At 71.5% G+C, this 24,297-nt stretch carries 20 protein-coding genes; 10 read left to right on the top strand and 10 right to left on the bottom strand.

Going from position 1 to position 24,297, the window contains the following annotated elements; genetic code table 11:
- Positions 1-6: 6 nt before the first annotated feature.
- Positions 7-309 (top strand): ferredoxin, encoded by a 303-nt coding sequence (locus AB0946_RS16200; RefSeq protein ID WP_171157918.1) that lies wholly within the window; start codon positions 7-9, stop codon positions 307-309.
- A gap of 7 nt (positions 310-316) precedes the next feature.
- On the opposite strand, the gene AB0946_RS16195 is transcribed toward AB0946_RS16200, so the two are convergent.
- From AB0946_RS16195 to AB0946_RS16185, 3 genes are all read right to left on the bottom strand, one after another.
- Complete coding sequence (locus AB0946_RS16195) at positions 317-898, bottom strand: hypothetical protein (RefSeq protein ID WP_366761240.1); 582 nt, start codon at positions 896-898, stop codon at positions 317-319.
- 233 nt (positions 899-1,131) lie between these two features.
- Positions 1,132-2,034, bottom strand: coding sequence for a tRNA (adenine-N1)-methyltransferase (locus AB0946_RS16190; protein WP_061921269.1), 903 nt, complete (start codon positions 2,032-2,034; stop codon positions 1,132-1,134).
- A gap of 82 nt (positions 2,035-2,116) precedes the next feature.
- The gene (locus AB0946_RS16185) at positions 2,117-3,913 is read right to left on the bottom strand and encodes a site-2 protease family protein (RefSeq protein ID WP_366761239.1); all 1,797 of its coding nucleotides are present in this window, start codon (positions 3,911-3,913) and stop codon (positions 2,117-2,119) included.
- A 178-nt stretch (positions 3,914-4,091) separates the two neighbouring features.
- Here AB0946_RS16185 and AB0946_RS16180 point away from each other — a divergent pair, with 178 nt between their 5' ends.
- Both AB0946_RS16180 and AB0946_RS16175 read left to right on the top strand, forming a co-directional pair.
- Positions 4,092-5,102 carry a RecB family exonuclease gene (locus tag AB0946_RS16180; RefSeq protein WP_366761238.1) on the top strand — a complete coding sequence of 337 codons (1,011 nt, stop codon included), beginning with the start codon at positions 4,092-4,094 and terminating at the stop codon, positions 5,100-5,102.
- A gap of 53 nt (positions 5,103-5,155) precedes the next feature.
- On the top strand, positions 5,156-5,827 hold the full coding sequence (locus AB0946_RS16175) for a response regulator transcription factor (RefSeq protein ID WP_014671700.1): 672 nt from the start codon (positions 5,156-5,158) through the stop codon (positions 5,825-5,827).
- 88 nt (positions 5,828-5,915) lie between these two features.
- Here AB0946_RS16175 and AB0946_RS16170 read toward each other — a convergent pair whose 3' ends face one another.
- The 3 genes from AB0946_RS16170 to metH form a co-directional block, all read right to left on the bottom strand.
- A complete protein-coding gene (locus tag AB0946_RS16170) occupies positions 5,916-7,520 on the bottom strand; it encodes an ABC transporter substrate-binding protein (RefSeq protein ID WP_366761237.1) in 1,605 nt (534 codons plus the stop codon).
- Between the two features lie 433 nt (positions 7,521-7,953).
- A complete protein-coding gene (locus AB0946_RS16165; protein ID WP_366761236.1) occupies positions 7,954-8,655 on the bottom strand; it encodes an HAD family phosphatase in 702 nt (233 codons plus the stop codon).
- 112 nt (positions 8,656-8,767) lie between these two features.
- Positions 8,768-12,280 carry a methionine synthase gene (gene metH, locus AB0946_RS16160; protein ID WP_366761235.1) on the bottom strand — a complete coding sequence of 1,171 codons (3,513 nt, stop codon included), beginning with the start codon at positions 12,278-12,280 and terminating at the stop codon, positions 8,768-8,770.
- A gap of 285 nt (positions 12,281-12,565) precedes the next feature.
- Between metH and AB0946_RS16155 the strand changes: the two genes are divergently transcribed.
- The 6 genes from AB0946_RS16155 to AB0946_RS16130 all read left to right on the top strand — a co-directional run bounded on the left by AB0946_RS16155 (position 12,566) and on the right by AB0946_RS16130 (position 19,687).
- On the top strand, positions 12,566-13,330 hold the full coding sequence (locus tag AB0946_RS16155; RefSeq protein ID WP_103812382.1) for an IclR family transcriptional regulator: 765 nt from the start codon (positions 12,566-12,568) through the stop codon (positions 13,328-13,330).
- A gap of 354 nt (positions 13,331-13,684) precedes the next feature.
- Entirely contained in the window at positions 13,685-14,479 is a 795-nt protein-coding gene (locus AB0946_RS16150) for an MIP/aquaporin family protein (protein ID WP_366761234.1), read from the top strand.
- 91 nt (positions 14,480-14,570) lie between these two features.
- Positions 14,571-16,109, top strand: a complete 1,539-nt coding sequence (gene glpK, locus AB0946_RS16145) for a glycerol kinase GlpK (RefSeq protein ID WP_366761233.1) — start codon at positions 14,571-14,573, stop codon at positions 16,107-16,109.
- Positions 16,110-16,157: 48 nt separating this feature from the next.
- Positions 16,158-17,774, top strand: coding sequence for a glycerol-3-phosphate dehydrogenase/oxidase (locus AB0946_RS16140; protein WP_366761232.1), 1,617 nt, complete (start codon positions 16,158-16,160; stop codon positions 17,772-17,774).
- 156 nt (positions 17,775-17,930) lie between these two features.
- Positions 17,931-18,602 carry a FadR/GntR family transcriptional regulator gene (locus AB0946_RS16135; protein ID WP_366761231.1) on the top strand — a complete coding sequence of 224 codons (672 nt, stop codon included), beginning with the start codon at positions 17,931-17,933 and terminating at the stop codon, positions 18,600-18,602.
- Positions 18,603-18,766: 164 nt separating this feature from the next.
- Positions 18,767-19,687: a PAC2 family protein gene (locus AB0946_RS16130; RefSeq protein ID WP_366761230.1), complete on the top strand. Its 921-nt coding sequence runs from the start codon at positions 18,767-18,769 to the stop codon at positions 19,685-19,687.
- Positions 19,688-19,746: 59 nt separating this feature from the next.
- Here the strand turns inward: AB0946_RS16130 and mshC are convergent, their stop codons facing one another.
- The 4 genes from mshC to AB0946_RS16110 all read right to left on the bottom strand — a co-directional run bounded on the left by mshC (position 19,747) and on the right by AB0946_RS16110 (position 23,234).
- Positions 19,747-20,976: a cysteine--1-D-myo-inosityl 2-amino-2-deoxy-alpha-D-glucopyranoside ligase gene (gene mshC / locus AB0946_RS16125; RefSeq protein WP_366761229.1), complete on the bottom strand. Its 1,230-nt coding sequence runs from the start codon at positions 20,974-20,976 to the stop codon at positions 19,747-19,749.
- Between the two features lie 93 nt (positions 20,977-21,069).
- Positions 21,070-21,894 (bottom strand): SCO1664 family protein, encoded by an 825-nt coding sequence (locus AB0946_RS16120; RefSeq protein ID WP_366761228.1) that lies wholly within the window; start codon positions 21,892-21,894, stop codon positions 21,070-21,072.
- On the bottom strand, positions 21,858-22,448 hold the full coding sequence (locus AB0946_RS16115) for a DUF3090 domain-containing protein (RefSeq protein WP_366761227.1): 591 nt from the start codon (positions 22,446-22,448) through the stop codon (positions 21,858-21,860). Before AB0946_RS16115 ends, AB0946_RS16120 begins: the two co-directional genes overlap by 37 nt.
- Positions 22,449-22,547: 99 nt before the next feature.
- Positions 22,548-23,234 (bottom strand): histidine phosphatase family protein, encoded by a 687-nt coding sequence (locus AB0946_RS16110; protein ID WP_366761226.1) that lies wholly within the window; start codon positions 23,232-23,234, stop codon positions 22,548-22,550.
- Positions 23,235-23,296: 62 nt separating this feature from the next.
- Here AB0946_RS16110 and corA point away from each other — a divergent pair, with 62 nt between their 5' ends.
- On the top strand, positions 23,297-24,292 hold the full coding sequence (gene corA, locus AB0946_RS16105) for a magnesium/cobalt transporter CorA (RefSeq protein WP_366761225.1): 996 nt from the start codon (positions 23,297-23,299) through the stop codon (positions 24,290-24,292).
- Positions 24,293-24,297 lie beyond the last annotated feature (5 nt).

Raw genomic sequence — 24,297 nt, 5'->3', positions numbered from 1 at the left:
GGAGAGATGACCGTGCAGCAGGAGGCCCCGGGCGGCGAGGCGCTGGAGGTCTGGATCGACCAGGACCTGTGTACCGGCGACGGGATCTGCGCCCAGTACGCCCCCGAGGTGTTCGAGCTGGACATCGACGGGCTCGCCTACGTGAAGGGCGCGGACGACGAGCTGCTCCAGGCCCCCGGGGCGACCACGCCGGTGCCGCTGCCGCTGCTGACCGACGTGGTGGACTCCGCCAAGGAGTGCCCCGGCGACTGCATCCACGTACGCCGGGTTTCGGACAAGGTCGAGGTGTACGGGCCCGACGCGGAGTGAGCCCGGTTCAGACGCTCTGGGTCCCGGCCGGGGTGGTGCGCAGGAAGGCGCTGCCGTTCCACCGCCAGGAGGCCGGGGTCTTCACGTCCGGGCAGCAACTGGGCACGGAGTCCGAGGAGTAGCCGAGGAGCGTGGCGGAGACCGCACGCGCGCGGAGCGCGAAGTCGGTGACCGTGAGCCGCTCCTTCGGCTCGACGAGGGTGGCGACCACGCGCGGCTTGCCGCCGTTCGCGGAGCGGGTGAGGACGTAGACCCCGTCGGGCGGGGTGCCCATGGGCGCGTCGCAGTGCACGACCGCGACGGTCTCCGGCCTGCCGTCGCCGTCCAGGTCTCCGGTGGCCTTCTTGACGACCACCGCCTTCACGGGTCCGCAGTCCAGCGGGAACCGCACACCGGCCGTGCCCGGCGGGGCGACGGCCGCTGCGGCGGACCTGCCCCCGGGGGCGGGGGCGGACTGGGCTGCCGTGGCCGATCCGGGCTGGACGACCGAGGAGAGGGCCACGACACCCGCGACGGCCGTGGCGGTGGCGACCCAGTGGATGGGCCGGGTGTGGGTGTGCGCGAGCTCCGGAACGGCGGATTGCTGCACGAGGAGCGTCTCCTGTGAGGGCTGTGCCGGTGGGATGGGCTGCATGGTGCCACACGTCACAGTGCGCGGGAACGGGGGGGGTCGGGGATTGCCGGCCGGATCGCGTGCACCCGCCCGCGCGTGCGAGGCGCCGATGCCGGTGTGGTGTCAACGGAAGGGCGCCGTGACCGAGTTCCCGGATGCGGCCGGGAACTCAGGCACGGCGCCCTCGCGTTGTACCGGTGTGCGCCCGGTCAGCGGCCGGTGCCGCCGTCGGCGTTCGGTCCGGCGTAGTCCTCGCCGTAGGCGCCCTTCGCGGGGCGGCGACGGCGCATGGGCGGCTCGACGCCGTCCGCGAGGCGGCGGGCGGTGAGCAGGAAGCCGGTGTGGCCGATCATCCGGTGGTCCGGGCGGACGGCCAGGCCCTCGATGTGCCAGTTGCGGATCATGGTCTCCCAGGCGGTCGGCTCGTTGAAGCAGCCGATCTCCCGGATGGACTCCACGGTCCGGGCGAGCTGGGTGGTGGTGGCCACGTAGCAGCACAGGATGCCGCCCGGGACGAGCGCCTTGGAGACGGCTTCCAGGCACTCCCAGGGGGCGAGCATGTCGAGGATGACGCGGTCGACGTCGGTGTCGGACAGGTTGTCCTGGAGGTCGCCGACGGTGAGCTGCCAGGCGGGGTGCGGGCCGCCGAAGTAGCGCTCCACGTTCTGCCGGGCGATGTCGGCGAAGTCCTCGCGGCGCTCGTAGGAGTGCAGCATGCCCTGGTCGCCGATGGCCCGCAGCAGGAAGCTGCTGAGCGAGCCGGAGCCGACGCCGGCCTCCACGACGCGGGCGCCGGGGAAGATGTCGGCGAAGGCGAGGATCTGCCCCGCGTCCTTCGGGTAGACGACGGCTGCCCCGCGGGGCATGGACAGGACGTAGTCGGGGAGCAGGGGGCGCAGCGCGAGGTAGGCGACGTTGCCGGTGGTCCGGACAACGCTGCCCTCGGGAGCGCCGATCAGTTCGTCGTGCGGGAAGGAGCCCTTGTGGGTGTGGAAGTTCTTCCCGGCTTCGAGCGTGAACGTGTAGTGGCGACCCTTGGGGTCGGTCAGCTGTACCTGGTCCCCGACCTTGAAGGGCCCGCGCCTGCGGGCGGCACCGGTCGGTTCGGACATGTGACCAGCCTACCGGTTCCCCGCCGGGGGCTTGACCGGCGGAGGGGGTGGGGGGTGCGCGTGGGCGGGGACGGCGGCGGTGTCAGGCCGGCCGTGCCATGGCCCGCACGAAGGCCCGCTCCACGTCGGCGGCGGACAGGACGCCGTAGATCTCGCCGGTCTCCTCGACCACCAGGTACTCGGTGGCCGGGGTGGCGCGCAGCACGTCCAGCAGTTCCTCGCCGGCCAGCTCGGCGGAGACCCGCATGCCGTCGGTGAGCTCCTGGGCGAGGCCGCTGACGGAGACCCAGGGGCGGCGGTGCTCGGGCACGCCGACGATGGCGGCCTCGCGGACCAGCGAGAGCGGGTTGCCGTCGGCGTCGACCACGACCAGGGCGCGGGCCCCGGCGGCGTTGGCGCGGCGCAGCGCCTCGGAGAGGGGGGTGTCGTTCTCCACCGGGACGGCCCGCCGGGTGAGGGTGCGGGCGCGCAGCTCGGGGAGGTGCTCGCGCAGCCGGGCCATGCGCAGGCTGTTGCCGGCGCCGGTCCAGATGATCGCGGCGAGGATGGCGGCGAGCAGGGCGTCGGTGACGGTGTCCATGCCGCCCACGTCCTCGCCGCCGCCGCCGAAGGCGCCGGACTGGTTGAGCACGGGCAGGCCGATCAGGACGGAGACGGCGAGGGCGCGGCCGACCCAGGCCGCGGCGACCGTGCCGGTCATCGGCTTGCCGCTGATCTTCCAGACGACGGCGCGGAGCATACGGCCGCCGTCGAGCGGGAGGCCGGGGAGGAGGTTGAAGATCGCCACGATCAGGTTGGAGATCATGAGCCCGGCCAGCAGGACGCCGGGCACGGTGCCGGGCTCCACGGGCTTCATGGCGAGGTAGAACAGGCCGGCCAGGGCCAGGGAGAGCAGCGGGCCGACGAAGGCCAGCACGAACTCCCGGCCCGGGGTCTCGGCCTCCTTCTCGATCTCCGAGACGCCGCCGAAGAACTGGAGCTGGATGCGGCGGACGGGGAGCCGGAAGCGGATCGCGGCGACCGTGTGGGCCAGCTCGTGGACCAGGACGGAGGCGTAGAAGGCGACGGCGAAGAAGAGGGAGACCAGGTAGCGGGCGGCTCCCAGCTCGGGCAGCACCCGGTCGAGCTGTCCGCCGAAGACCCAGGTGATCAGCGCGGCGACGAGGAACCAGCTCGGCGCGACGTAGACCGGCACGCCGAAGGGACGCCCCATGAGAATGCCGCCACCGGGCTCCTTCGGCCGCGGCTCGGGCGGCTCACCCTTGGCGATACCGGAGTGGGCGAGGGAACGGTGCTCGGGGGCGGGGCCCTGCCGGGGGGGCTCGGCGGAGGTTCGGTGGTCCGGGGCGCGGTGGTGCGGTTCGGCCGGGGTCCGGTGATCCCGCTCGGCCGATGCGGGGGCGGGCCGGGCAGAGTCACCCTGGGCGCGGTGGTCCGGCTCGGCCGGGGTGGCGCCCTGCCCGGGGGGCTCAGCGGAGGTTCGGTGGCCCGCGGCCCGGCGGTCCGGCTCGGCCGGGGCGGGGCCCTGCCGGGAAGGCTCGGCCGGAGTCCGATGATCCCGCTCGGCCGGGGTGGCGGGGGCGCTGTCCAGATGGGGTGTGCCGTCCGCGTCGGGCCGGGAGGCCGTGGCGTCGGGCTCGGGGGTGCCGGCCGTGTCGGTGGTGCCGCCGCTCGTACGGGGCTTCGTGCCCTCTTCGCCGCCCGTTCCCGTCCTGCCCCCCTTGGCCTCCTCCGCCGGCCGGCCGGCGGAGGGCGGGGGGCCGGGCTCCGGGTCCGGGTGGCCGGTGGGTCCGGTCGCCGGGGCCGTAGGGTCAGCGGAGTGCTCGGCCGGCTCGTCGTTGCCGGACCGCGGCTGCCCGCTCCCGCCGCTCACGTCCACGGTGTCCCCTCGTTCGAAGCGTCCTTCCGCACCTGCCGGTGCGGAAGGGTCTCCAGTCGATGGTATGCGGCGGTGGCGGCACGTTTCGCCCCGGCACCCTGTGTTCGCCCCGGCAACGCGCGGCCGGTGCGGGCGGCGGCTGGGTCACTGTCAGTGGTGGGCCGTAAGGTCTGTGGGCATGGACAGCAGCATCGACGAGGCGGCGGCCCAGCCGGGCGACGCCGGACGGACGCCCCCGGCCACCCCACTCCCGACGCCGGACCCCGCGATGCCTGCGGCCACGGAACTGGCGGGGGAAGCGGCGCCGCGGACGGCCCCGGTCCCGCCCCCGGCCAGGGGCGGCGCGGGCGAGGAGCGGAGCGCCGTCGCGCCGGCCTCCCTGTCGCCCTCCCGGGCCAGTGACTTCATGCAGTGCCCGTTGCTGTACCGGTTCCGGGTGATCGACCGGCTGCCGGAGAAACCGAGCGAGGCGGCCACGCGGGGCACGCTGGTGCACGCGGTGCTGGAGCGGCTGTTCGACGCGCCCGCCGGGGAGCGGACGGCACCGCGCGCCAAGGCGCTGATCCCGGGTCAGTGGGACCGGCTGCGCGAGAGCCGCCCCGAGGTGACCGAGCTGTTCGCCGACGACCCCGAGGGTGAGCGGCTGGCCGGATGGCTGACCGAGGCCGAGCGGCTCGTGGAGCGCTGGTTCACGCTGGAGGACCCCACGCGGCTGGAGCCGGCCGAGCGCGAGCTGTTCGTGGAGGCCGAGCTGGAGTCGGGATTGCGCCTGCGCGGGATCATCGACCGGGTGGACGTGGCGCCGACCGGCGAGGTGCGCATCGTCGACTACAAGACGGGCAAGGCCCCCCGGCCCGAGTACGCCGAGGGCGCGCTGTTCCAGATGAAGTTCTACGCCCTGGTGGTGTGGCGGCTCAAGCGGGTCGTCCCGCGCCGGCTCCAGCTCGTCTACCTGGGCAGCGGGGACGTGCTGACGTACGACCCCGTCCTCGCCGACCTGGAGCGGGTGGAGCGCAAGCTGCACGCGCTGTGGGAGGCCATCGAGCAGGCCACCCGGAGCGGTGAGTGGCGGCCCCGGCCCACCAAGCTGTGCGGCTGGTGCGACCACCAGGCGCACTGCCCGGAGTTCGGCGGCACTCCCCCGCCCTACCCGCTGCCGGTCACGGCGCCGGGGGCCGGGACCGTGTGAGCCCGCGGACGCCGGCAGGGCAGAATGGGCCCGGACTAGCGAAGGAGTGTCACGTGGCCATCCGCGTCCTACTGGTCGACGACCAGCCCCTGCTGCGCACCGGCTTCCGGATGATCCTGGAGGCCGAGCAGGACATCGCGGTCGTCGGCGAGGCCGGTGACGGCCTGCAGGCCCTCGACCAGGTGCGCGCGCTGCAGCCGGATGTCGTGCTCATGGACATCCGGATGCCGCGGATGGACGGTGTGGAGGCCACCCGGCAGATCACCGGGCCCGGCCGGGACGGCCCGGCCAAGGTGCTGGTGCTGACCACGTTCGACCTGGACGAGTACGTGGTGGAGGCGCTGCGTGCCGGGGCCAGCGGCTTCCTGCTCAAGGACGCGCCCGCCAACGAGCTGGTGCAGGCGATCCGGGTGGTCGCGGCCGGCGAGGCCATGCTCGCGCCGAGCATCACCCGGCGGCTGCTCGACAAGTACGCCACGCACCTGCCGTCCGGCGAGGAGCCGGTGCCGGACACCCTGCACACCCTCACCGACCGCGAGGTGGAGGTCCTGAAGCTGGTGGCGCGCGGGCTGTCCAACGCGGAGATCGCGGCCGACCTGTTCGTCAGCGAGACGACCGTGAAGACGCATGTGGGCCATGTGCTCACCAAGCTGGGGCTCAGGGACCGGGTGCAGGCCGCGGTGTACGCGTACGAGAGCGGTCTGGTGCGTCCCGGCGCGCAGTAGGCCGGGGAGGAACAGCGGTACGACGACGAGAGGCGCCCTCCCCCGATGGGGAAGGGCGCCTCTGCCGTACCGGGCGTCAGCCCTCGCGTCAGCCGCTCACACCGCGGCTGAGCTCCCAGAGCTGGAGCGTCGAGGAGGAGTTGAGGGCGTAGGCCACGCCCGTGACGTCGTCCCGCGCGGCGACGTACTGCTTGCCCTGCCACAGCGGCAGGACCGGGACGTCGTCGGCGACGATGTCCTGGATCTCGTTCAGGCTCTTGGAGGCGCTGAGCCGGTCGGCCTCGCGGCGGGACTGCGGGATCAGCGTGCGCTGGATGGTGCTGTTGCTGTACGGCGAGCCGAGGGTGTTGTCCTTGTCGAGGAAGGGCGCGATGAAGCTGTCGGCGTCCGGGAAGTCCGGGAACCAGCCCATGCCGTAGACGTCGTAGCGGCCCTTCTGCTCGGCGGGCCGGAAGGTCTTCCAGGGGTGGCCCTGGATGGTGGTGTCGAACAGGCCGCTGTCGTTGAGCTGCTTCTGCAGCACCTCGAACTCCTGCTTGGTGGCCGAGCCGTAGTGGTCGGTGGTGTAGTGCAGGGTCAGCTTGACCGGGGTGGTGATGCCGGCCTTGGTGAGCAGCGACTTGGCCTTGTCGACGCTGGGGTTGCCGTACTTGTTGAAGAACGAGTTGGAGTGGCCGGTGACGGTGGCCGGGACGAGCGAGTACAGCGGCTCGGCCTGGGTGCCGTAGACCTTGGAGACCAGCTCGCCGCGGTTGATGAGCTGGGCCATGGCCTGGCGCACGGCCTTGGACTTGACGCTGGTGGCGTCGGTGTTGAAGGCCAGGTAGCGGATCTCCAGGCCGGGCATGTCGACCAGGTCGACGTTCTCGTCGGTGCCGGCGTCCAGCTTCTGGATCTGCGCGGGCGACATGGTGCGGGTCATGACGTCGATGTCACCCTTGTCGATCGCGGCGGCCATGGCGTCGGCGTCGGTGAAGGAGCGCAGCTCGACCTTGTCGTTGTTGACCGTCACGCCGCCCTTGTAGTTGGGGTTCTTGGTGAAGGTCGCGTCGACGATCGCGTTGTCCTTGACGTCGGCCTTGAAGGTGTACGGGCCGGAGCCGTCGATCTCGAAGCCGTCCCGCAGCTTGTCCTTCGCGTAGTCTTTCGGGTTGACGATGCCCGCGACCGGAGTGGACAGCTTGTAGGGGAAGGTGGCGTCGGCCGTCTTGAGGTGGAAGATGACCTCGCGCTCGCCCTGCGTCTCGACGGTGTCGATGGTGTTCAGCAGGGCGGCCGGGCCGCCGGCCACGTTGATGCGCAGCGCACGCTCGATGGAGTACTTGACGTCCGCGGCGGTCACCGGGTCGCCGTTCGCGAACTTCAGGCCCTCGCGCAGCTTGCAGGCGTAGCGCTCGCTGCCGCTGTCGGTGAAGGAGCAGCTCTCGGCGGCGTCCGGGACGGGGTCGCCCTCGCCCTTGGGCTGGGCCATCAGGGTCTGCACGGACTGGCGCAGGATGTTCCAGGTGCCGACGTCGTAGGCGAAGGCCGGGTCGAGCGGCGCCGGGGCTTCCTTCGTGGCCGTGAACTGGTCCGTGGTACCGACGACGATGGCGTCACCGCTCTTGCTCCCGCTGTCGGATCCGCCGCACGCGGCGAGAACCGGGGTGAGCAGGCCGGCCAGCGCCGGCAGCACCAAAGTCTTGCGGTTCATGCGGGAGTTTCTCCAGAGCTGTTCGGGTCCGTGTATCCGGCATGCAGGGGTGACGCGGCGGATCACGGGGGTTCTCGGCGATGTTCTCGCGATGAGATTAGTCCGCGCCCGCAGCCGGGTTCGCAGCCGCGTGAGTTGACCCCCCATCACGCAGTGGAACCGGCCGCGGACACACCGAAAACCCGACAGCGGCAGGATTAGTGCAGCTTCCCATCAATCGGGACACAAGGTCGCACGGAAACACCCTGGGCTGGCGCAGCCAGCACACTCTGCCGACGTTGTCGAGCCCCGTCGACGTGGGGAACGTCACAGTGTCAACTGTGCGGTCGGTCAGCGGAATTCGGCCGCTCCGCTGCCGGCGAATTCCCCTCGGGTGCACTTCCCCGGAAATGTGTCCGGAGTCGCCAATGGACTTAACACGCTGGGTGAACGGCTAGCGCATTTCCGTCATCAGGCCCCGCAGAAATGCCAGGTCGACCTGTTCCAGGGAGGAGACGACGGTGCGTCCCTCGGCCGGGCCGATGGGGGCCACGGAGGGGACGGCGACCACCCGGCAGCCCGCGGCCTCGGCGGCGGCGACGCCGGTGGCCGTGTCCTCGACCACCGCGCATCTGGCCGGATCCGCACCGAGTCCGGCGGCGGCGAGCAGGTACGGGTCCGGGAAGGGCTTGGTGCGGGAGACCTCGTCGCCGGCGATGGAGAGGGTGAAGTGGTGCGGTCCGAGCACGGTGAGCACCCGGTCGATGATGCGCCGGTGGGAGGCGGAGACCAGGGCCGTGGGGATGCCGTGCAGGTGCAGTTCGGCGAGCAGCCGGGAGGCGCCCGGCATCAGCGGCAGCGTGCGGCCGATCCGGTCCTCGAAGCCCTCGTTGAGCAGCACGCTGAGCTCCGCGAGGGTGATGTCGGCGCCGGTCGCCTCGATGAGGAAACCGGCGCTGCGGGTCATGGGGCCGCCGACCACGACGTGCCGCCAGGAGTCGTCCAGGGTGTGGCCGAGGGCGGCGAAGACCTCCACCTCGACGTCCCACCAGAAGCCCTCTGTGTCCACCAGGGTGCCGTCCATGTCGAGGAGCACCGCCTGCAGGGCGGAGCCTTCGGCTGTACGGGTTCCGAGCGCGGGGACCGTACTGGTCATCCGGGCGCACCTCCTTGAGGGACGACCAGGCCGGTTCCCGGGCGGGGAACCGGCCTGCAGTGGACCGACCAGTCTACGACGTGTCCGATCGGTCTGCTGGGTGAGACACGCCTCACCGTGCGTTGAAGTACTTCGCCTCCGGGTGGTGGATCACGATCGCGTCCGTGGACTGCTCGGGGTGGAGCTGGAACTCCTCGGACAGGTGGACGCCGATCCGCTCCGGCTCGAGCAGTTCCGCGATCTTGGCGCGGTCCTCCAGGTCGGGGCAGGCGCCGTAGCCGAGGGAGAAGCGGGCGCCCCGGTACTTCAGGTCGAACATGTCCTCGATGGCGGCCGGGTCCTCGCCGCCGAAGCCGAGTTCGGCGCGCACGCGGGCGTGCCAGTACTCGGCGAGGGCCTCGGCCAACTGGACGGACAGCCCGTGCAGTTCGAGGTAGTCGCGGTAGGCGTTGGCCTCGAAGAGCTTCGCCGTCTCGGCGCCGATGCGCGAGCCGACGGTGACGACCTGGAAGCCGACGACGTCCGTCTCGCCGGACTCCTCCGGGCGGAAGAAGTCGGCCAGGCACAGGCGCCGGCCGCGCCGCTGGCGCGGGAAGGTGAAGCGGGTGCGCTCGTTGCCCTGCTCGTCCAGGATGATCAGGTCGTCGTCCTTGGACACGCACGGGAAGTAGCCGTGGACGACGGCCGCCTCCAGGAGGTTCTCGGTCTGGAGGCGGTCGAGCAGGCCGCGCAGCCGGGGCCGGCCCTCGGTCTCGACCAGTTCCTCGTAGGTCGGGCCCTCGCCGGTGCGGGCCTGCTTCAGACCCCACTGGCCCTTGAAGAGGGCGCCTTCGTCCAGCCAGCTCGCGTACTCCTTGAGCTGGATGCCCTTGACGACGCGGGTGCCCCAGAAGGGCGGCTCGGGGACCGGGTTGTCGGTGGCGACGTCGGAGCGTACGTGGCCCTCCTGCGGGCGCTCCTCGATCTCCACGGCGGCGGCCCGCACCCGGCGCTGCCTGAGCTCGGGCAGCTTGGCACCGGGCACGCCCCGCTTGACGCCGATGAGGGCGTCCATCAGGCGCAGGCCCTCGAAGGCGTCGCGGGCGTAGCGGACCTCGCCCTCGTAGATCTCGTGCAGGTCCTGTTCGACGTAGGCCCGGGTGAGGGCCGCGCCGCCGAGGATGACCGGGAAGCGGGCGGCGAGGCCGCGCTGGTTCAGCTCCTCCAGGTTCTCCTTCATGATCACCGTGGACTTGACCAGGAGGCCGGACATGCCGATGACGTCGGCCCGGTGCTCCTCGGCCGCCTCCAGGATCGCGGAGACCGGCTGCTTGATGCCCAGGTTGACGACGTTGTAGCCGTTGTTGGACAGGATGATGTCGACGAGGTTCTTGCCGATGTCGTGCACGTCGCCGCGCACGGTCGCGAGCACGATCGTGCCCTTGCCCTCGGCGTCCGACTTCTCCATGTGCGGTTCGAGGTAGGCGACGGCGGCCTTCATGACCTCGGCGGACTGCAGGACGAAGGGCAGCTGCATCTGGCCGGAGCCGAACAGCTCGCCGACGACCTTCATGCCGTCCAGCAGGGTCTCGTTGACGATGTCGAGGGCCGGGCGGTCCTGGAGCGCCTGGTCGAGGTCGGCTTCCAGGCCGTTGCGCTCGCCGTCGATGATGCGGCGCTTGAGCCGCTCCTCCAGGGGCAGCGCGGCCAGTTCCTCGGCCTTGCCGGCCTTCAGGGACTTCGCCGTGGCACCCTCGAAGAGCCGCATGAGCTTCTGGAGGGGGTCGTAGCCCTCGGCGCGGCGGTCGTAGATCAGGTCGAGGGCGGTCCGGACCTCTTCCTCGTTGAACCGGGCGATCGGCAGGATCTTGGAGGCGTGCACGATCGCCGAGTCCAGCCCGGCCTTGACGCACTCGTCGAGGAAGACGGAGTTCAGCAGGATGCGGGCGGCCGGGTTGAGGCCGAAGGAGATGTTCGACAGGCCCAGTGTGGTCTGCACCGCCGGGTGGCGCCGCTTCAGCTCGCGGATGGCCTCGATGGTGGCGATGCCGTCCTTGCGGGACTCCTCCTGGCCGGTGCAGATGGTGAAGGTCAGGGTGTCGATGAGGATGTCCTCCTCGCGGATGCCCCAGTTCCCGGTCAGGTCGTCGATCAGCCGTTCGGCGATCTCCACCTTCTTCTCGGGGGTGCGGGCCTGGCCCTCCTCGTCGATGGTGAGCGCGATCAGCGCGGCGCCGTGCTCCCGCGCCAGCCGCGTGACCTTGGCGAACCGGGAGTCGGGGCCGTCGCCGTCCTCGTAGTTCACGGAGTTGATCACCGCGCGGCCGCCGAGCTTCTTGAGGCCTGCCTCGATGACGTCGACCTCGGTGGAGTCCAGGACGATCGGCAGGGTCGAGGCGGTGGCGAAGCGGCCGGCCAGTTCCTCCATGTCGGCGACGCCGTCCCGGCCGACGTAGTCCACGCACAGGTCGAGCATGTGCGCGCCCTCGCGGATCTGCTCCCGGGCCATCTCCACGCAGTCGTCCCAGCGGCCCTCCAGCATGGCCTCGCGGAACTTCTTGGAGCCGTTGGCGTTGGTGCGTTCGCCGATGGCGAGGTAGGAGGTGTCCTGCCGGAACGGCACCGACTGGTAGAGGGAGGCGGCGCCCGGTTCGGGGCGCGGCTCGCGCTCGGGCGGGGTGAGGCCCCGCACCCGCTCCACGACCTGGCGCAGGTGCTCGGGGGTGGTGCCGCAGCAGCCGCCGACGAGGGAGAGGCCGTAGTCGCGTACGAAGTTCTCCTGGGCGTCCGCCAGGCCCTCGGCGTCGAGCGGGAAGTGGGCACCGTCCTTGGTGAGGATGGGCAGGCCGGCGTTGGGCATGCACAGCAGCGGGATGCGGGAGTGCCGGGTGAGGTAGCGCAGGTGCTCGCTCATCTCGGCCGGGCCGGTCGAGCAGTTCAGGCCGATCATGTCGATGCCGAGCGGCTCCAGCGCGGTGAGCGCGGCGCCGATCTCGGAGCCGAGCAGCATGGTGCCGGTGGTCTCGAAGGCCATCGAGCAGAGCAGGGGGACCTCGGTGCCGAGGCGCTCCATGGCGCGCCGGGCGCCCAGGACGGACGCCTTGGTCTGGAGCAGGTCCTGGGTGGTCTCGACGATCAGGGCGTCCGCGCCGCCGGCGAGCAGGCCCTCGGCGTTCGCCTGGAAGCCGTCCCGGATGGTGGTGAACCCGATGTGGCCGAGGGTGGGCAGCTTGGTGCCGGGGCCGATGGAGCCGAGGACCCAGCGGGGCCGGCCGTCGCGGGCGGAGAACTCCTCCGCGGTCTCCCGGGCGATGCGCGCGCCCGCCTCGGACAGTTCGTGGACCCGGTCGGCGATGTCGTACTCCGCCATGGCCGCGTGGTTGGCCCCGAAGGTGTTGGTCTCGACGCAGTCGACGCCCACGGCGAAGTACGCCTCGTGGACGGAGCGGACGATGTCGGGGCGGGTGAGGTTGAGGATCTCGTTGCAGCCTTCGAGGTTCTGGAAGTCCTCGAGGGTGGGCTCCTGGGCCTGGAGCATCGTGCCCATGGCTCCGTCGGCGACCACCACTCGGGTGGCGAGCGCCTCGCGGAGCGCGGACACACGGGTCCGGCTGTCGGCGGAAGGGGACGTTGGCGACGAGGCCATGTAAGGGCTCCCTGGGGTGCGACGGCTGTCGGCTATGCGGCTGCCCGGGACCGGCCGGGATGCCGCACGGCGCCAGAGTAACCGGGAGTCGGCTTGGATGGGCAGCGGCGTCCACGAGGCGGACGCACGTGGCCCGCGCGTCACGCACGGATCACGTCAGATGTAACAGGTGCCGTCCGACCGTTAGCGGGAGGTCGGCATCGACCGGTAGTGTTCGACATTGCCGAACGGTGATTTTCACATGGGCACCGCGGCGAGGTCGAAGGGGACGGAGGCAGGACGGCGATGGCACGGAACATCCAGTCGCTCGAACGGGCGGCGGCGATGCTGCGGCTGCTCGCGGGCGGCGAGCGGCGGCTCGGCCTGTCGGACATCGCCTCGTCACTGGGCCTCGCCAAGGGCACCGCCCATGGCATCCTGCGCACCCTCCAGCAGGAGGGGTTCGTGGAGCAGGACGACGCCTCCGGGCGCTACCAGCTGGGCGCGGAGCTGCTGCGCCTGGGCACCACCTACCTCGACGTGCACGAACTGCGCGCGCGTGCGCTGGTGTGGACCGACGACCTGGCCAGGTCCAGCGGGGAGAGCGTGTACCTGGGCGTGCTGCACCAGCAGGGCGTCCTGATCGTGCACCACGTCTTCCGGCCCGACGACAGCCGGCAGGTGCTGGAGATCGGGGCCATGCAGCCGCTGCACTCGACAGCCCTCGGCAAGGTCCTCTCCGCGTACGACCCGGTCGCGCACAGCGAGGCGCTGGACACCGAGCGGAAGGCGTTCACGGACCGCACGGTGTGCGACCCCGGCGACTTCGAGCACCTCCTGGACGTCACGCGCGCGCGTGGGTACGCGGCCGACGTGGAGGAGACCTGGGAGGGCGTCGCGTCGATCGCCGCGCCCATCCACGACCGGCGCCGGATGCCCGTGGGCGCGGTCGGCATCACCGGCGCCGTGGAGCGGCTGTGCCGGGAGGGCGAGCTGCGCCCGGAGCTGATCGCCGCGGTGCGCGACTGCGCCCGCGCGGTCTCCCGCGATCTGGGCGCCGGGCGGTTCTGACCGCGGGCGGGCAACGAACGGAAGGACCGGGACGACCGGAACGCCAGGCGGCGTTCCGGTCGTCGATCTACCCTGAAATCGGCAAAAAGGGCTAGATCGTATGTCCGTGCACGAACGTTGATAACGCGAAGCGATCAATAACGATCCTGTTTTCGATAACAGAACCCTTGACTCACGTGTAACGCCGAAGCAAGACTCCCGTCCATCGGTCGGCATTGTCGAACACCTTCCGGCAATACGCGCTAGAGTGTGACAACGCCAAGGGCCGGCATCGCTCTCACCCCCGAGGGCGCCAGAACCCCCGCTGGGACCGGGGTTCGGCTTTCCCCTGGACGAAGGACAAAGGAGTCGCGGGTGTCCAGCTCCGACATCTTCATCGGCGAGACCATCGGTACCGCCATACTCATCCTGCTCGGCGGCGGTGTCTGCGCCGCCGTGACGCTGAAGGCCTCCAAGGCCCGTAACGCCGGTTGGCTCGCCATCGCCTTCGGGTGGGGCTTCGCCGTCATGACGGCCGTGTACATCTCCGGACCCCTGTCCGGCGCCCACCTCAACCCGGCCGTCACCGTCGCCCTCGCCATCAAGGACGGCGACTGGAGCAACGTTCCGACCTACTTCGCCGGCCAGCTGCTCGGCGCGATGATCGGCGCGGCTCTGGTGTGGGTCACCTACTACGGCCAGTTCTACGCCCACCTGACCGACAAGGAGATCGTCGGCGGTCCGGGCGCGCAGGCCACGGCGGCCAAGGCGGTCGAGGCCGAGGAGCAGGGCGCCGGCCCCGTCCTCGGCATCTTCTCCACCGGTCCGGAGATCCGGAACGTGGTGCAGAACCTCGCCACGGAGATCATCGGCACCGTGGTGCTGATCCTCGCGGTCCTCACCCAGGGCCTGAACGACAAGGGCAACGGCCTCGGCATCCTCGGCGGTCTGATCACCGCGCTCGTGGTGGTCTCGATCGGTCTGTCGCTCGGCGGCCCGACGGGCTACGCGATCAACCCGGCCCGTGACCTGGGCCCGCGCATCGTGCACGCGCTGCTGCCGCTGCCCAACAAGGGCGGTTCCGACTGGAGCTACGCCTGGATCCCGGTGGTCGGTCCGCTGATCGGCGGCGCCATCGCTGCAGGCATCTACAACGTCGCCTTCGCCTGAGAAGCCTCTTGAGAAGCCCCACCAGGCACCGAGACTTCCAGCACGCGCCGTACGTACAGCCCCCTCACCACGGACCTTCCAGGAGCACACAGTGACCGACGCCCACACCGCAGGCCCCTTCATCGCGGCGATCGACCAGGGCACCACCTCCTCGCGCTGCATCGTCTTCGACCGGGACGGCCGCATCGTCTCCGTCGACCAGAAGGAGCACGAGCAGATCTTCCCGAAGCCGGGCTGGGTCGAGCACAACGCCAACGAGATCTGGACCAACGTCCAGGAGGTCGTCGCCGGCGCCGTCGCCAAGGCCGGCATCACCCGGGACGACATCAAGGCCATCGGCATCACCAACCAGCGCGAGACCACCGTGCTGTGGGACAAGAACACCGGTGAGCCCGTCCACAACGCCATCGTCTGGCAGGACACCCGCACCGACGCGCTCTGCAGGGAGCTGGGCCGCAACGTCGGCCAGGACCGCTTCCGCCGCGAGACGGGCCTGCCGCTGGCCTCCTACTTCGCCGGGCCCAAGGCCCGCTGGCTGCTCGACCACGTCGACGGCCTGCAGGAGCGTGCCGAGGCCGGCGACATCCTCTTCGGCACCATGGACAGCTGGGTCATCTGGAACCTGACCGGCGGTGTCAACGGCGGCAAGCACGTCACCGACGTCACCAACGCCTCCCGGACCCTCCTGATGAACCTGCACACGATGCAGTGGGACGAGAGAATCTGCGAGTCCATCGGCGTGCCGATGCAGATCCTGCCCGAGATCCGCTCCTCCGCCGAGGTGTACGGCGAGATCACGGGCGGCAAGCTCGGCGAACTGCTCGGCGGCATCCCGGTCGCCTCCGCGCTCGGTGACCAGCAGGCGGCCCTGTTCGGCCAGACCTGCTTCTCCGAGGGCGAGACCAAGTCGACCTACGGCACCGGCACCTTCATGGTGATGAACACCGGCAGCAAGATCATCAACTCCTACGCCGGTCTGCTGACCACCGTCGGCTACAAGATCGGCGACGAGCCGACGGTCTACGCCCTGGAGGGCTCGATCGCCGTCACCGGCTCGCTGGTGCAGTGGATGCGCGACCAGATGGGCCTGATCTCCACCGCGGCCGAGATCGAGACGCTCGCGCTCTCGGTCGAGGACAACGGCGGCGCCTACTTCGTGCCGGCCTTCTCCGGCCTGTTCGCCCCGCACTGGCGCTCCGACGCCCGCGGTGTGATCGCCGGCCTGACCCGGTACGTCACCAAGGCGCACCTGGCGCGCGCCGTCCTGGAGGCCACCGCCTGGCAGACCCGTGAGATCGCCGACGCCATGGTCAAGGACTCCGGCGACGAGCTGGTGACCCTGAAGGTCGACGGCGGCATGACCGCCAACAACCTGCTGATGCAGACCCTCGCCGACGTCCTCGACGCACCGGTGGTGCGCCCGATGGTCGCCGAGACCACCTGCCTCGGCGCCGCCTACGCCGCCGGTCTCGCCGTCGGCTTCTGGAACAGCACCGACGACCTGCGCGCCAACTGGCGCCGGGCCGCCGAGTGGACCCCCCGCATGGACGCGGAGACCCGCGACCGTGAGTACAAGAACTGGCTCAAGGCCGTCGACCGGACCATGGGCTGGCTCGAAGACGAGAGCTGAGCGGCCCTTCCCGGCTCAGCCATCTCTGACGAGGAGTAAGTACCCGACATGACCAGTCAGTCCACCCTGCAGACCGTGCCCGCCCTGGGGACGCACCCGGCCTCCGGCTCCAACCCGAGCCGGGCCGAGACCAGGGAGCAGCTCTCCAAGGCGTCGTACGACCTTCTTGTGATCGGCGGCGGCATCCTGGGCATCTCCACCGCCTGGCACGCCGCGCAGTCCGGGCTCAGGGTGGCGCTGGTCGACGCCGGCGACTTCGCCGGCGCCACCTCCTCCGCCTCCTCCAAGCTGCTCCACGGCGGTCTGCGCTACCTGCAGACCGGCGCGGTGAAGCTGGTGGCGGAGAACCACTTCGAGCGCCGTGCGGTCTCCCGCCAGGTGGCCCCCCACCTGGCGAACCCGCTCACCTTCTACCTCCCCGTGTACAAGGGCGGGCCGCACGGCGCGGCGAAGCTCGGCGCGGGCGTCTTCGCCTACTCCGCGCTCTCCGCGTTCGGCGACGGCGTCGGCCACCTGCTCTCCCCCGCCAAGGCGGCGCAGGACGTGCCCGAGCTGCGCACCGAGAACCTCAAGGCCGTGGCCGTCTACGGCGACGACCAGATGAACGACGCCCGCATGGCGCTGATGACGGTCCGCGCGGCCGTCGAGGCGGGGGCGGTCGTCCTCAACCACGCCGAGGTCAGCGGGCTGCGCTTCACCAGGGGCCGGGTCACCGGCGCCGACCTCAGGGACCGGCTGTCCGGTGAGGAGTTCGGCGTCAACGCCCGCCTGGTGCTGAACGCGACCGGCCCCTGGGTCGACCACCTGCGCCGGATGGAGGACCCCGGCGCGGCGCCGTCCATCCGTCTGTCCAAGGGCGCGCACCTGGTCCTGAAGCGGACGTCTCCGTGGAAGGCCGCGCTCGCGACCCCCATCGACAAGTACCGCATCACCTTCGCCCTCCCCTGGGAGGACATGCTGCTGCTCGGCACCACCGACGAGGAGTACGAGGGCGACCCCGCGGACGTCGCGGTCAACGAGAAGGACATAGCCCAGATCCTGGACGAGGCCGCGTTCTCCGTCCGGGACCAGCAGCTCCAGCGCGACCTCATCACCTACGCGTTCGCCGGTCTGCGGGTGCTGCCGGGCGGCCCCGGCGACACCGCCAAGGCCAAGCGCGAGACCGTGGTGACCGAGGGCAAGGGCGGCATGCTGTCCGTCGCGGGCGGCAAGTGGACGACGTTCCGCCACATCGGCCGGACGATCATGAAGAAGCTGGAGGCGCTGCCGGGTCACCCGCTCGGCGACGACTTCGAGCCGATCTCCTCGCTGCCGAAGAAGCTGCCGCTGCCCGGTGTCGCCAACCCGCGCGCGGTCGCCCACCGGCTGCTGGTCGACGGGCCCGCCCCGGGTCCCCGCATGGCCGCCGACACCGCCCGGCACCTGGCCACCCACTACGGCTCCCTGGCCTTCGACATCGCCCGCCTGGCGAACGAGAACCCGGAGCTGGCCGAACGCGTCCACCCCGACGCCCCGGAGATCTGGGCGCAGGTCGTCTGGGCCCGTGACCACGAGTGGGCCGAGACGCCGGACGACGTGCTGCGCCGCCGCACCACGCTGACCATCCGGGGCCTGGCCACGGACGAGGTCCGTGCCAAGGTCCAGGACCTGCTGGACAAGAAGTAGCGAGCGGGCGCGCACGATCCGGCGCGCCTGAGGGGCGGCCCCTGCCGACGGGGCCGCCCCTTCCGCTTCCCCGCACTCCGCAACGCGCCCCACGGCCCGGCGGCACCGCCGCATAATGTGCTGACATCCGATGTCTGGGGCGACAGGAGGCCGGCCGTGGCAGTCACCGACGAGGCGATCGAGAAGATCAAGGGCATGATCGTCTCCGGTGCGCTGCGCCCGGGCGACCGGCTGCCGAAGGAGAGCGAACTCGCCGCCGAGCTGGGCCTGTCCCGCAACTCCCTGCGGGAGGCGGTACGCGCGCTGTCGCTGATCCGGATCCTCGACGTGCGGCAGGGCGACGGCACCTACGTCACCAGTCTCGACCCTCAGCTCCTGCTGGAGGCGATGAGCTTCGTCGTGGACTTCCACCGCGACGACACGGTGCTGGAATTCCTGGCGGTGCGCCGCATCCTGGAGCCGGCCGCGACCGCGCTGGCGGCGCCCCGGATCGACCCGGGGCGTCTGGACGCGCTGGAGGCCCAGTTGGACGCGCTGGGCGCGGAGCCGTCGGTGGAGCAGCTGGTCGCGGCCGACCTGGAGTTCCACCGGAGCATCGTGCAGAGCGCGGGGAACTCGGTGCTGTGTTCGCTGCTGGACGGGCTGTCGGGCCCCACCACGCGGGCCCGGATCTGGCGGGGGCTCACCCAGGAGGACGCCGTCGGCCGCACCCTGCGCGAGCACCGGGCGATCCTGGGCGCGCTGCGCGACCGGGACGCGGAGGCGGCGCGCTCCTGGGCGACCGTGCACATCGCGAGCGTGGAGCAGTGGCTGCGGTCCACGCTGTGAGCCTGCGAGCGGCCGGCTCCGTGAGTTGGCTGCTCGCGCGTGTTCCGCGGTGGCGAACGGGGCAGTGATCCGGTCACTCCCCCACGCAAGGGGGCTGCGGGCGCCCCCGCCGGACGCCGTAAGGTTGGTGAGTCAAGCGAGGGCACGTCGGAAGGAGGCACTGGGTGATCGAGCTGGAGGGGGTTCCCGAGCTGATCGACCCAGTCATGGTGGCCGCGTTCGAGGGCTGGAACGATGCCGGTGACGCCGCCTCCACGGCGGTCGCGCATCTGGAACGCGAGTGGAAGGGCGAGGTGTTCGCGGCGCTGGACGCCGAGGACTACTACGACTTCCAGGTGAACCGCCCCACGGTGTTCATGGACGGCGGTGTGCGCAAGATCACGTGGCCGACGACGAGGTTGTCGGTGGTCCGCGTCGGCGGTGACAAGCCGCGCGACCTGGTGCTGGTCCGGGGCATCGAACCGTCCATGCGCTGGCGTTCGTTCTGCAACGAGCTGCTGGGCTTCGCGCACGAGCTGGGCGTGGAGCTGGTGGTCATCCTGGGCGCGCTGCTCGGGGACACCCCGCACACGCGTCCGGTGCCGGTCAGCGGGGTCACGTCCGACCCGGACCTGGCCCGCCGGATGGACCTGGAGGAGACCAAGTACGAGGGGCCGACGGGCATCGTCGGCGTCCTCCAGGAGGCGTGCGCGCACGCGGGCGTCCCGGCGGTGTCGCTGTGGGCGGCCGTACCGCACTACGTCTCCCAGCCGCCCAACCCCAAGGCGACGCTGGCGCTGCTCAACCGGCTGGAGGACCTGCTCGACCTGCGCATCCCGCAGGGTGAGCTGCCCGAGGACGCGCGGGCCTGGCAGGTGGGCGTGGACCAGCTCGCCGCCGAGGACAGCGAGGTCGCCGAGTACGTGCAGACGCTGGAGGAGGCCCGGGACACCGCGGAGCTGCCGGAGGCGTCCGGTGAGGCGATCGCCCGCGAGTTCGAGCGGTACCTGCGCCGCCGGGACGTGGGCCCTCCGGGCGGCAAGCCGCGGCCCCCGGCGGCCGGGGGCCTGCCCAAGGACGAGGACGAGGACAACCCGGACGACTGAGGCACGGCGAAGGGGCGCTTCCCGCGCGGGAAGCGCCCCTTCGCCGTGCCCGACGGTGCTTAGAGGGCCACCCCGAGCAGTGCGTCCACCGTGCGCGTCACCAGGCCGGGGGCGCCGGTGTCGGTGCCGCCCTCCCTCTCCTGGCGGTCCGCCCAGCGGTCGACGGCGGCAAGGGCGGTGGGGGCGTCCAGGTCGTTCGCCAGGGCCTCGCGGACCTCTTCCACCAGCGCGTCGGCGGAGGGGCCGTCGGGGCGGGAGACGGCCGCGCGCCAGCGGCCGAGGCGGGCGACGGCGTCCTGGAGGACCTGGTCGGTCCACTCCCAGTCGGCGCGGTAGTGGTGGGAGAGCAGCGCGAGACGGATCGCGGCGGGGTCGACACCGGCACGGCGCAGCGCCGAGACGAAGACCAGGTTGCCCCTGGACTTCGACATCTTCTCGCCGTCCAGGGCGACCATGCCGGCGTGCACGTACGCCGTGGCCATGGGGAACTCGCCGGTGAGCACCTGGGCGTGGGAGGCGCCCATCTCGTGGTGCGGGAAGGCGAGGTCGGAGCCGCCGCCCTGGACGTCGAAGCCCATGCCGAGGTGGTCGAGGGCGATGGCCACGCACTCGATGTGCCAGCCGGGCCGGCCCCGGCCGAGGGAACCGCCGTCCCAGCTGGGCTCGCCGGGCCGGGCCGCCATCCACAGCAGCGGGTCGACCGGGTTCTTCTTGCCCGGGCGGTCCGGGTCGCCGCCGCGCTCGGCGGACAGCAGCCGCATGGCGGCGGCGTCCAGGTTCGAGACCTTGCCGAAGTTCGGGTCGGACTCGACGGAGAAGTAGACGTCACCCTCCAGCTCGTAGGCCGCGCCGAGGTCACGCAGCCGCTCCACGAGCGGGACGATGCCGGGTATCGCCTCGACGGCGCCTATGTAGTGCCGCGGCGGGAGCATCCGCAGGGCGGTCATGTCCTCGCGGAAGAGGGCGGTCTCCTTCTCGGCGAGGGCGACCCAGTCGACGCCGTCCCGGTCCGCCCGCTCCAGCAGCGGGTCGTCGACGTCGGTGACGTTCTGGACGTAGTGGACCTGCCGCTTGGTGTCGAGCCACACGCGCTGAACCAGGTCGAACGCGTTGTAGGTCGCCGCGTGACCCATGTGGGTCGCGTCGTACGGCGTGATGCCGCAGACGTATATGCGGGCGACGGGACCGGGGTCGAGGGTGACCAGGCCGCCGGTCGCGGTGTCGTGGATCCTCAGGTCGCGGCCCTGACCAGGCAGGGCGGGGACCTCGGAAGCGGGCCAGGCATGCATGTACATGAGCCTAACCGGCGCCGAGCTGCGGATACGAACGGGATCCGGCTGGATGGCCGGTTCCGCGGTCTTGTGGCTCGGCGCCGGATGTGCTCACACGGGCGGCCAGGGGATGGCGGGCCACTCCCCGCTCGGCTCCGGATGCACGCCCGAGGTGAGCAGCGCGTCGACACGCGCGCGCGTGGCGTCGATCTCGGCCGCCGTGATCAGTGCGGCCAGCCGGCGGCCCAGCTCGCCCTCCAGGCCGCCCCGCAGTGCCTTGAGGACGTCGACGGCCTCCGGGGTGAGGGGTTCCCCGGCCCACCCCCACAGCAGGGTGCGGAGTTTGTTCTCGACGTTGAAGGTGACGCCGTGGTCGATGCCGTAGAGGTCGCCCCCGGCGGTGGGCAGCAGATGGCCGCCCTTGCGGTCGGCGTTGTTGATCACCGCGTCCAGGACGGCGAGCCGGCGCAGCCGCTCGTCGTCGGCGTGGACCAGCAGGGCGGTGCGCCCCTCGCCGACCTCGGCGAAGCCGATCGCCTTCCAGCCCGGCTCCGGCTCCTCGCCGTCGACCAGGGCGAGCAGCTCCGCCTCGGGCTGGACGTCGACCCACAGCTGGCACATGCCCTCGCCGTACGGCCCGTCGCGCAGCACGGTCGGCGGTACGAGCCCCCAGCCGGTGGCCTCGGAGACCTCGTAGGCGGCCACCTCGCGGCCCGCGAGGGTGCCGTCGGGGAAGTCCCACAGGGGACGCTCACCGGCCACCGGCTTGTACACGCAGGAGGCTTCGCGGCCGTCCAGGGCGACCGTGCAGAACAGCGCCGCGTTGGACGCCTCGCGGATCCGGCCGCGCACGGTCAGCTCACCCCGCGCGAGCAGTTCGGCGGGGTTCGGATCGGCCGTCACGCTCCGCGGCGGTATCCGTTCTGGCGCGGACATACGTGTCCTTCCGGATCGAGCGGGAGGCTGCACAGCGGGCACGGTGGCCGCCCGGCGTTGACGATGTCGAGGGCGCGCTTGGCGAAGGCCCGGGCCTGCGCGCCGGTCAGCCGGACCCGCAGCATCGGGGGTCCGTTCTCCTCGTCTTGGAGCAACCGCTCCTCGGCCTCGGCCAGGTCCTCCTCGGTGTCGGCCTCGAGCTCCACGAGGGCCTGTGCCTCGACGATCATGCGCTGGTCCTCGCCGTCCCAGGCCAGGGCCATGGTGCCGACGCGGAACTCCTCCTCGACGGGGGTCTCCAGCGGCGCCGTGTCGGCGATCTCGGAGGGGGCCACGGCGGGGACCGCGGCGCTGCCGCCACTACGGCGTACGACCTCGTCGAGCAGTTCGTCCATGCGCTCGGCGAGCGCGGCGACCTGGGTCTTCTCCAGGACCACGCTGGTCACCCGGGGGCCTGCGGTGGCCTGGAGGAAGAAGGTACGGCGCCCGGGCAGTCCGACCGTGCCGGCCACGAAGCGGTCCGGCTGGTCGTAGAGGAACACCTGACGGGACACGTCCTGTCTCCATTGATGTCGTGGTTTCGAGCGGTTCGGCGGTGCGGGCCGTGCGGACACGCGGCGGGGTGGATCGCTTCACCCTACTGCGGCCGACGATCACGGTGCGCCCGCACCACCCCCGACCGGTGCGTCGCCCTCACCGGGTTCCTCGCGCGGGGCGAGCGAAGCGAAGTCCCCGGTGTCGCCGAGGCGGACCAGGAAGGGACGCAGGCGGGTGTAGCGGATGGCGGTGACGGAACAGGGCTCCACGGAGATCCGCTGGAAGAGGTCCAGGTGAAGGCCGAGGGCGTCGGCGACGAGCGACTTGATGATGTCGCCGTGGGAGCACATCAGGTAGACGGCGTCGGCGCCGTGCTCGCGCTCCACGCGCGCGTTCCACTCGCGTACGGCCTCGGCGGCCCGGGTCTGCATGGCGCGCATGGACTCCCCGCCGGGGAAGGCGGCGGCGGACGGGTGGGCCTGGACGACCTCCATCAGCGGCTCGTCCTTCAGCTCCGCGAGCTTGCGGCCCGACCAGTCGCCGTAGTCGCACTCCCCGATCCGCTCCTCGGTGTGGACGGGCAGACCGGGGCGGGCCCCCAGCAGGGGCTGTACGGTCTCCTGACAGCGCTGGAGCGGGCTGGTGACGACCTCGGTGAGCGGCAGGCCGGCGAGCCGTGCGGGCAGCGCGGCGGCCTGTGCGGCGCCGCGCTCGTCCAGGGCGACGCCGGGCGCCCGCCCGGCGAGCACACCCGAGGTGTTGGCTGTGGAACGTCCGTGCCTGACGAGGATCAGCGTGGGCATGCGGACCAGGGTAGGCGCATGGAGGTGTGCGCCGGCGGCTGGGCGAAGGGAGAATGCGCGGCGTGATCGTTGACTGCGCCATCTACCGGCACGGACACCGGACCGAGGGGCCGGAGGACCTGTCCGACGCGCTCGCCGAGGCGCGGGCCGCCGGCGGCTTCGTGTGGATCGGGCTGCACGAACCGTCCGAGCGGGAGTTCGACCTGGTCACCCAGGAGTTCGGGCTGCACCCGCTGGCCGTGGAGGACGCCCTCAAGGCACATCAGCGGCCCAAGCTGGAGGTGTACGACGACTCGCTGTTCATGGTGCTGAAGCCGGTCGTGTACGAGCCCGAGAGCGACGCGGTCTCCGCCGGCGAGGTGATGGTGTTCATCGGCGACTGCTTCGTGGTGACCGTCCGGCACGGGGAGTGCTCGCCGCTGGCGGCGGTGCGGCACCGGCTGGAGGAGGAGCCCGAGATGCTCGACAAGGGCCCCACCGCCGTGCTGTACGCCATCGCGGACGCCACCGTCGACCACTACCTGGAGGTGGCGACCGAGCTGCAGACCGACCTGGACGAGCTGGAAGCGGAGGTGTTCCAGCCGGAGACCGGCGGTTCCCGCACCACCGCGTCCCGGATCTACACCTTCAAGCGGCAGGTCCTGGAGTTCCGCCGGGCCACCGGGCCGCTGACGCTGCCGCTGGCCCGGCTGGCGGGCAACGGGCCGATGGGCGGCACGCTGCCCTTCGTGCACGACAAGGCGCGGCCGTTCTTCCGGGACGTCGGCGACCACCTCATGCGCGTGAACGAGTCCGTGGAGGCCCTGGACCGGCTGGTGTCGGACATCCTCTCCGCCCATCTGGCGCAGATGAGCGTGCGGCAGAACGACGACATGCGGAAGATCTCCGCGTGGGCGGCGATGGCGGCGATCCCGACGATGATCGCCGGCATCTACGGCATGAACTTCGACCACATGCCCGAGCTGCACTGGCTGTGGTCGTATCCGGCGGTGATCCTCGTGATGGCGTTGCTGGAGGTGCTGCTGTACCGGCAGTTCAAGCGGCGCGGCTGGCTGTGAGCACC

The organism is Streptomyces sp. NPDC046870 (genome assembly GCF_040704595.1).
GTDB classification, from domain to species: domain Bacteria; phylum Actinomycetota; class Actinomycetes; order Streptomycetales; family Streptomycetaceae; genus Streptomyces; species Streptomyces argyrophylli.
This window is presented reverse-complemented; position numbering and strand designations above follow the sequence as displayed.

What these genes read in the sequence shown, in the direction of transcription:
- AB0946_RS16200 (WP_171157918.1), top strand. Translation starts at nt 7, where the DNA reads ATGACCGTGCAGCAGGAGGCCCCGGGCGGCGAGGCGCTGGAGGTCTGG.
- AB0946_RS16190 (WP_061921269.1), bottom strand. Translation starts at nt 2,034, where the DNA reads ATGTCCGAACCGACCGGTGCCGCCCGCAGGCGCGGGCCCTTCAAGGTC.
- AB0946_RS16180 (WP_366761238.1), top strand. Translation starts at nt 4,092, where the DNA reads ATGGACAGCAGCATCGACGAGGCGGCGGCCCAGCCGGGCGACGCCGGA.
- AB0946_RS16170 (WP_366761237.1), bottom strand. Translation starts at nt 7,520, where the DNA reads ATGAACCGCAAGACTTTGGTGCTGCCGGCGCTGGCCGGCCTGCTCACC.
- AB0946_RS16165 (WP_366761236.1), bottom strand. Translation starts at nt 8,655, where the DNA reads ATGACCAGTACGGTCCCCGCGCTCGGAACCCGTACAGCCGAAGGCTCC.
- metH (WP_366761235.1), bottom strand. Translation starts at nt 12,280, where the DNA reads ATGGCCTCGTCGCCAACGTCCCCTTCCGCCGACAGCCGGACCCGTGTG.
- AB0946_RS16155 (WP_103812382.1), top strand. Translation starts at nt 12,566, where the DNA reads ATGGCACGGAACATCCAGTCGCTCGAACGGGCGGCGGCGATGCTGCGG.
- AB0946_RS16140 (WP_366761232.1), top strand. Translation starts at nt 16,158, where the DNA reads ATGACCAGTCAGTCCACCCTGCAGACCGTGCCCGCCCTGGGGACGCAC.
- mshC (WP_366761229.1), bottom strand. Translation starts at nt 20,976, where the DNA reads ATGCATGCCTGGCCCGCTTCCGAGGTCCCCGCCCTGCCTGGTCAGGGC.
- AB0946_RS16120 (WP_366761228.1), bottom strand. Translation starts at nt 21,894, where the DNA reads ATGTCCGCGCCAGAACGGATACCGCCGCGGAGCGTGACGGCCGATCCG.
- AB0946_RS16110 (WP_366761226.1), bottom strand. Translation starts at nt 23,234, where the DNA reads ATGCCCACGCTGATCCTCGTCAGGCACGGACGTTCCACAGCCAACACC.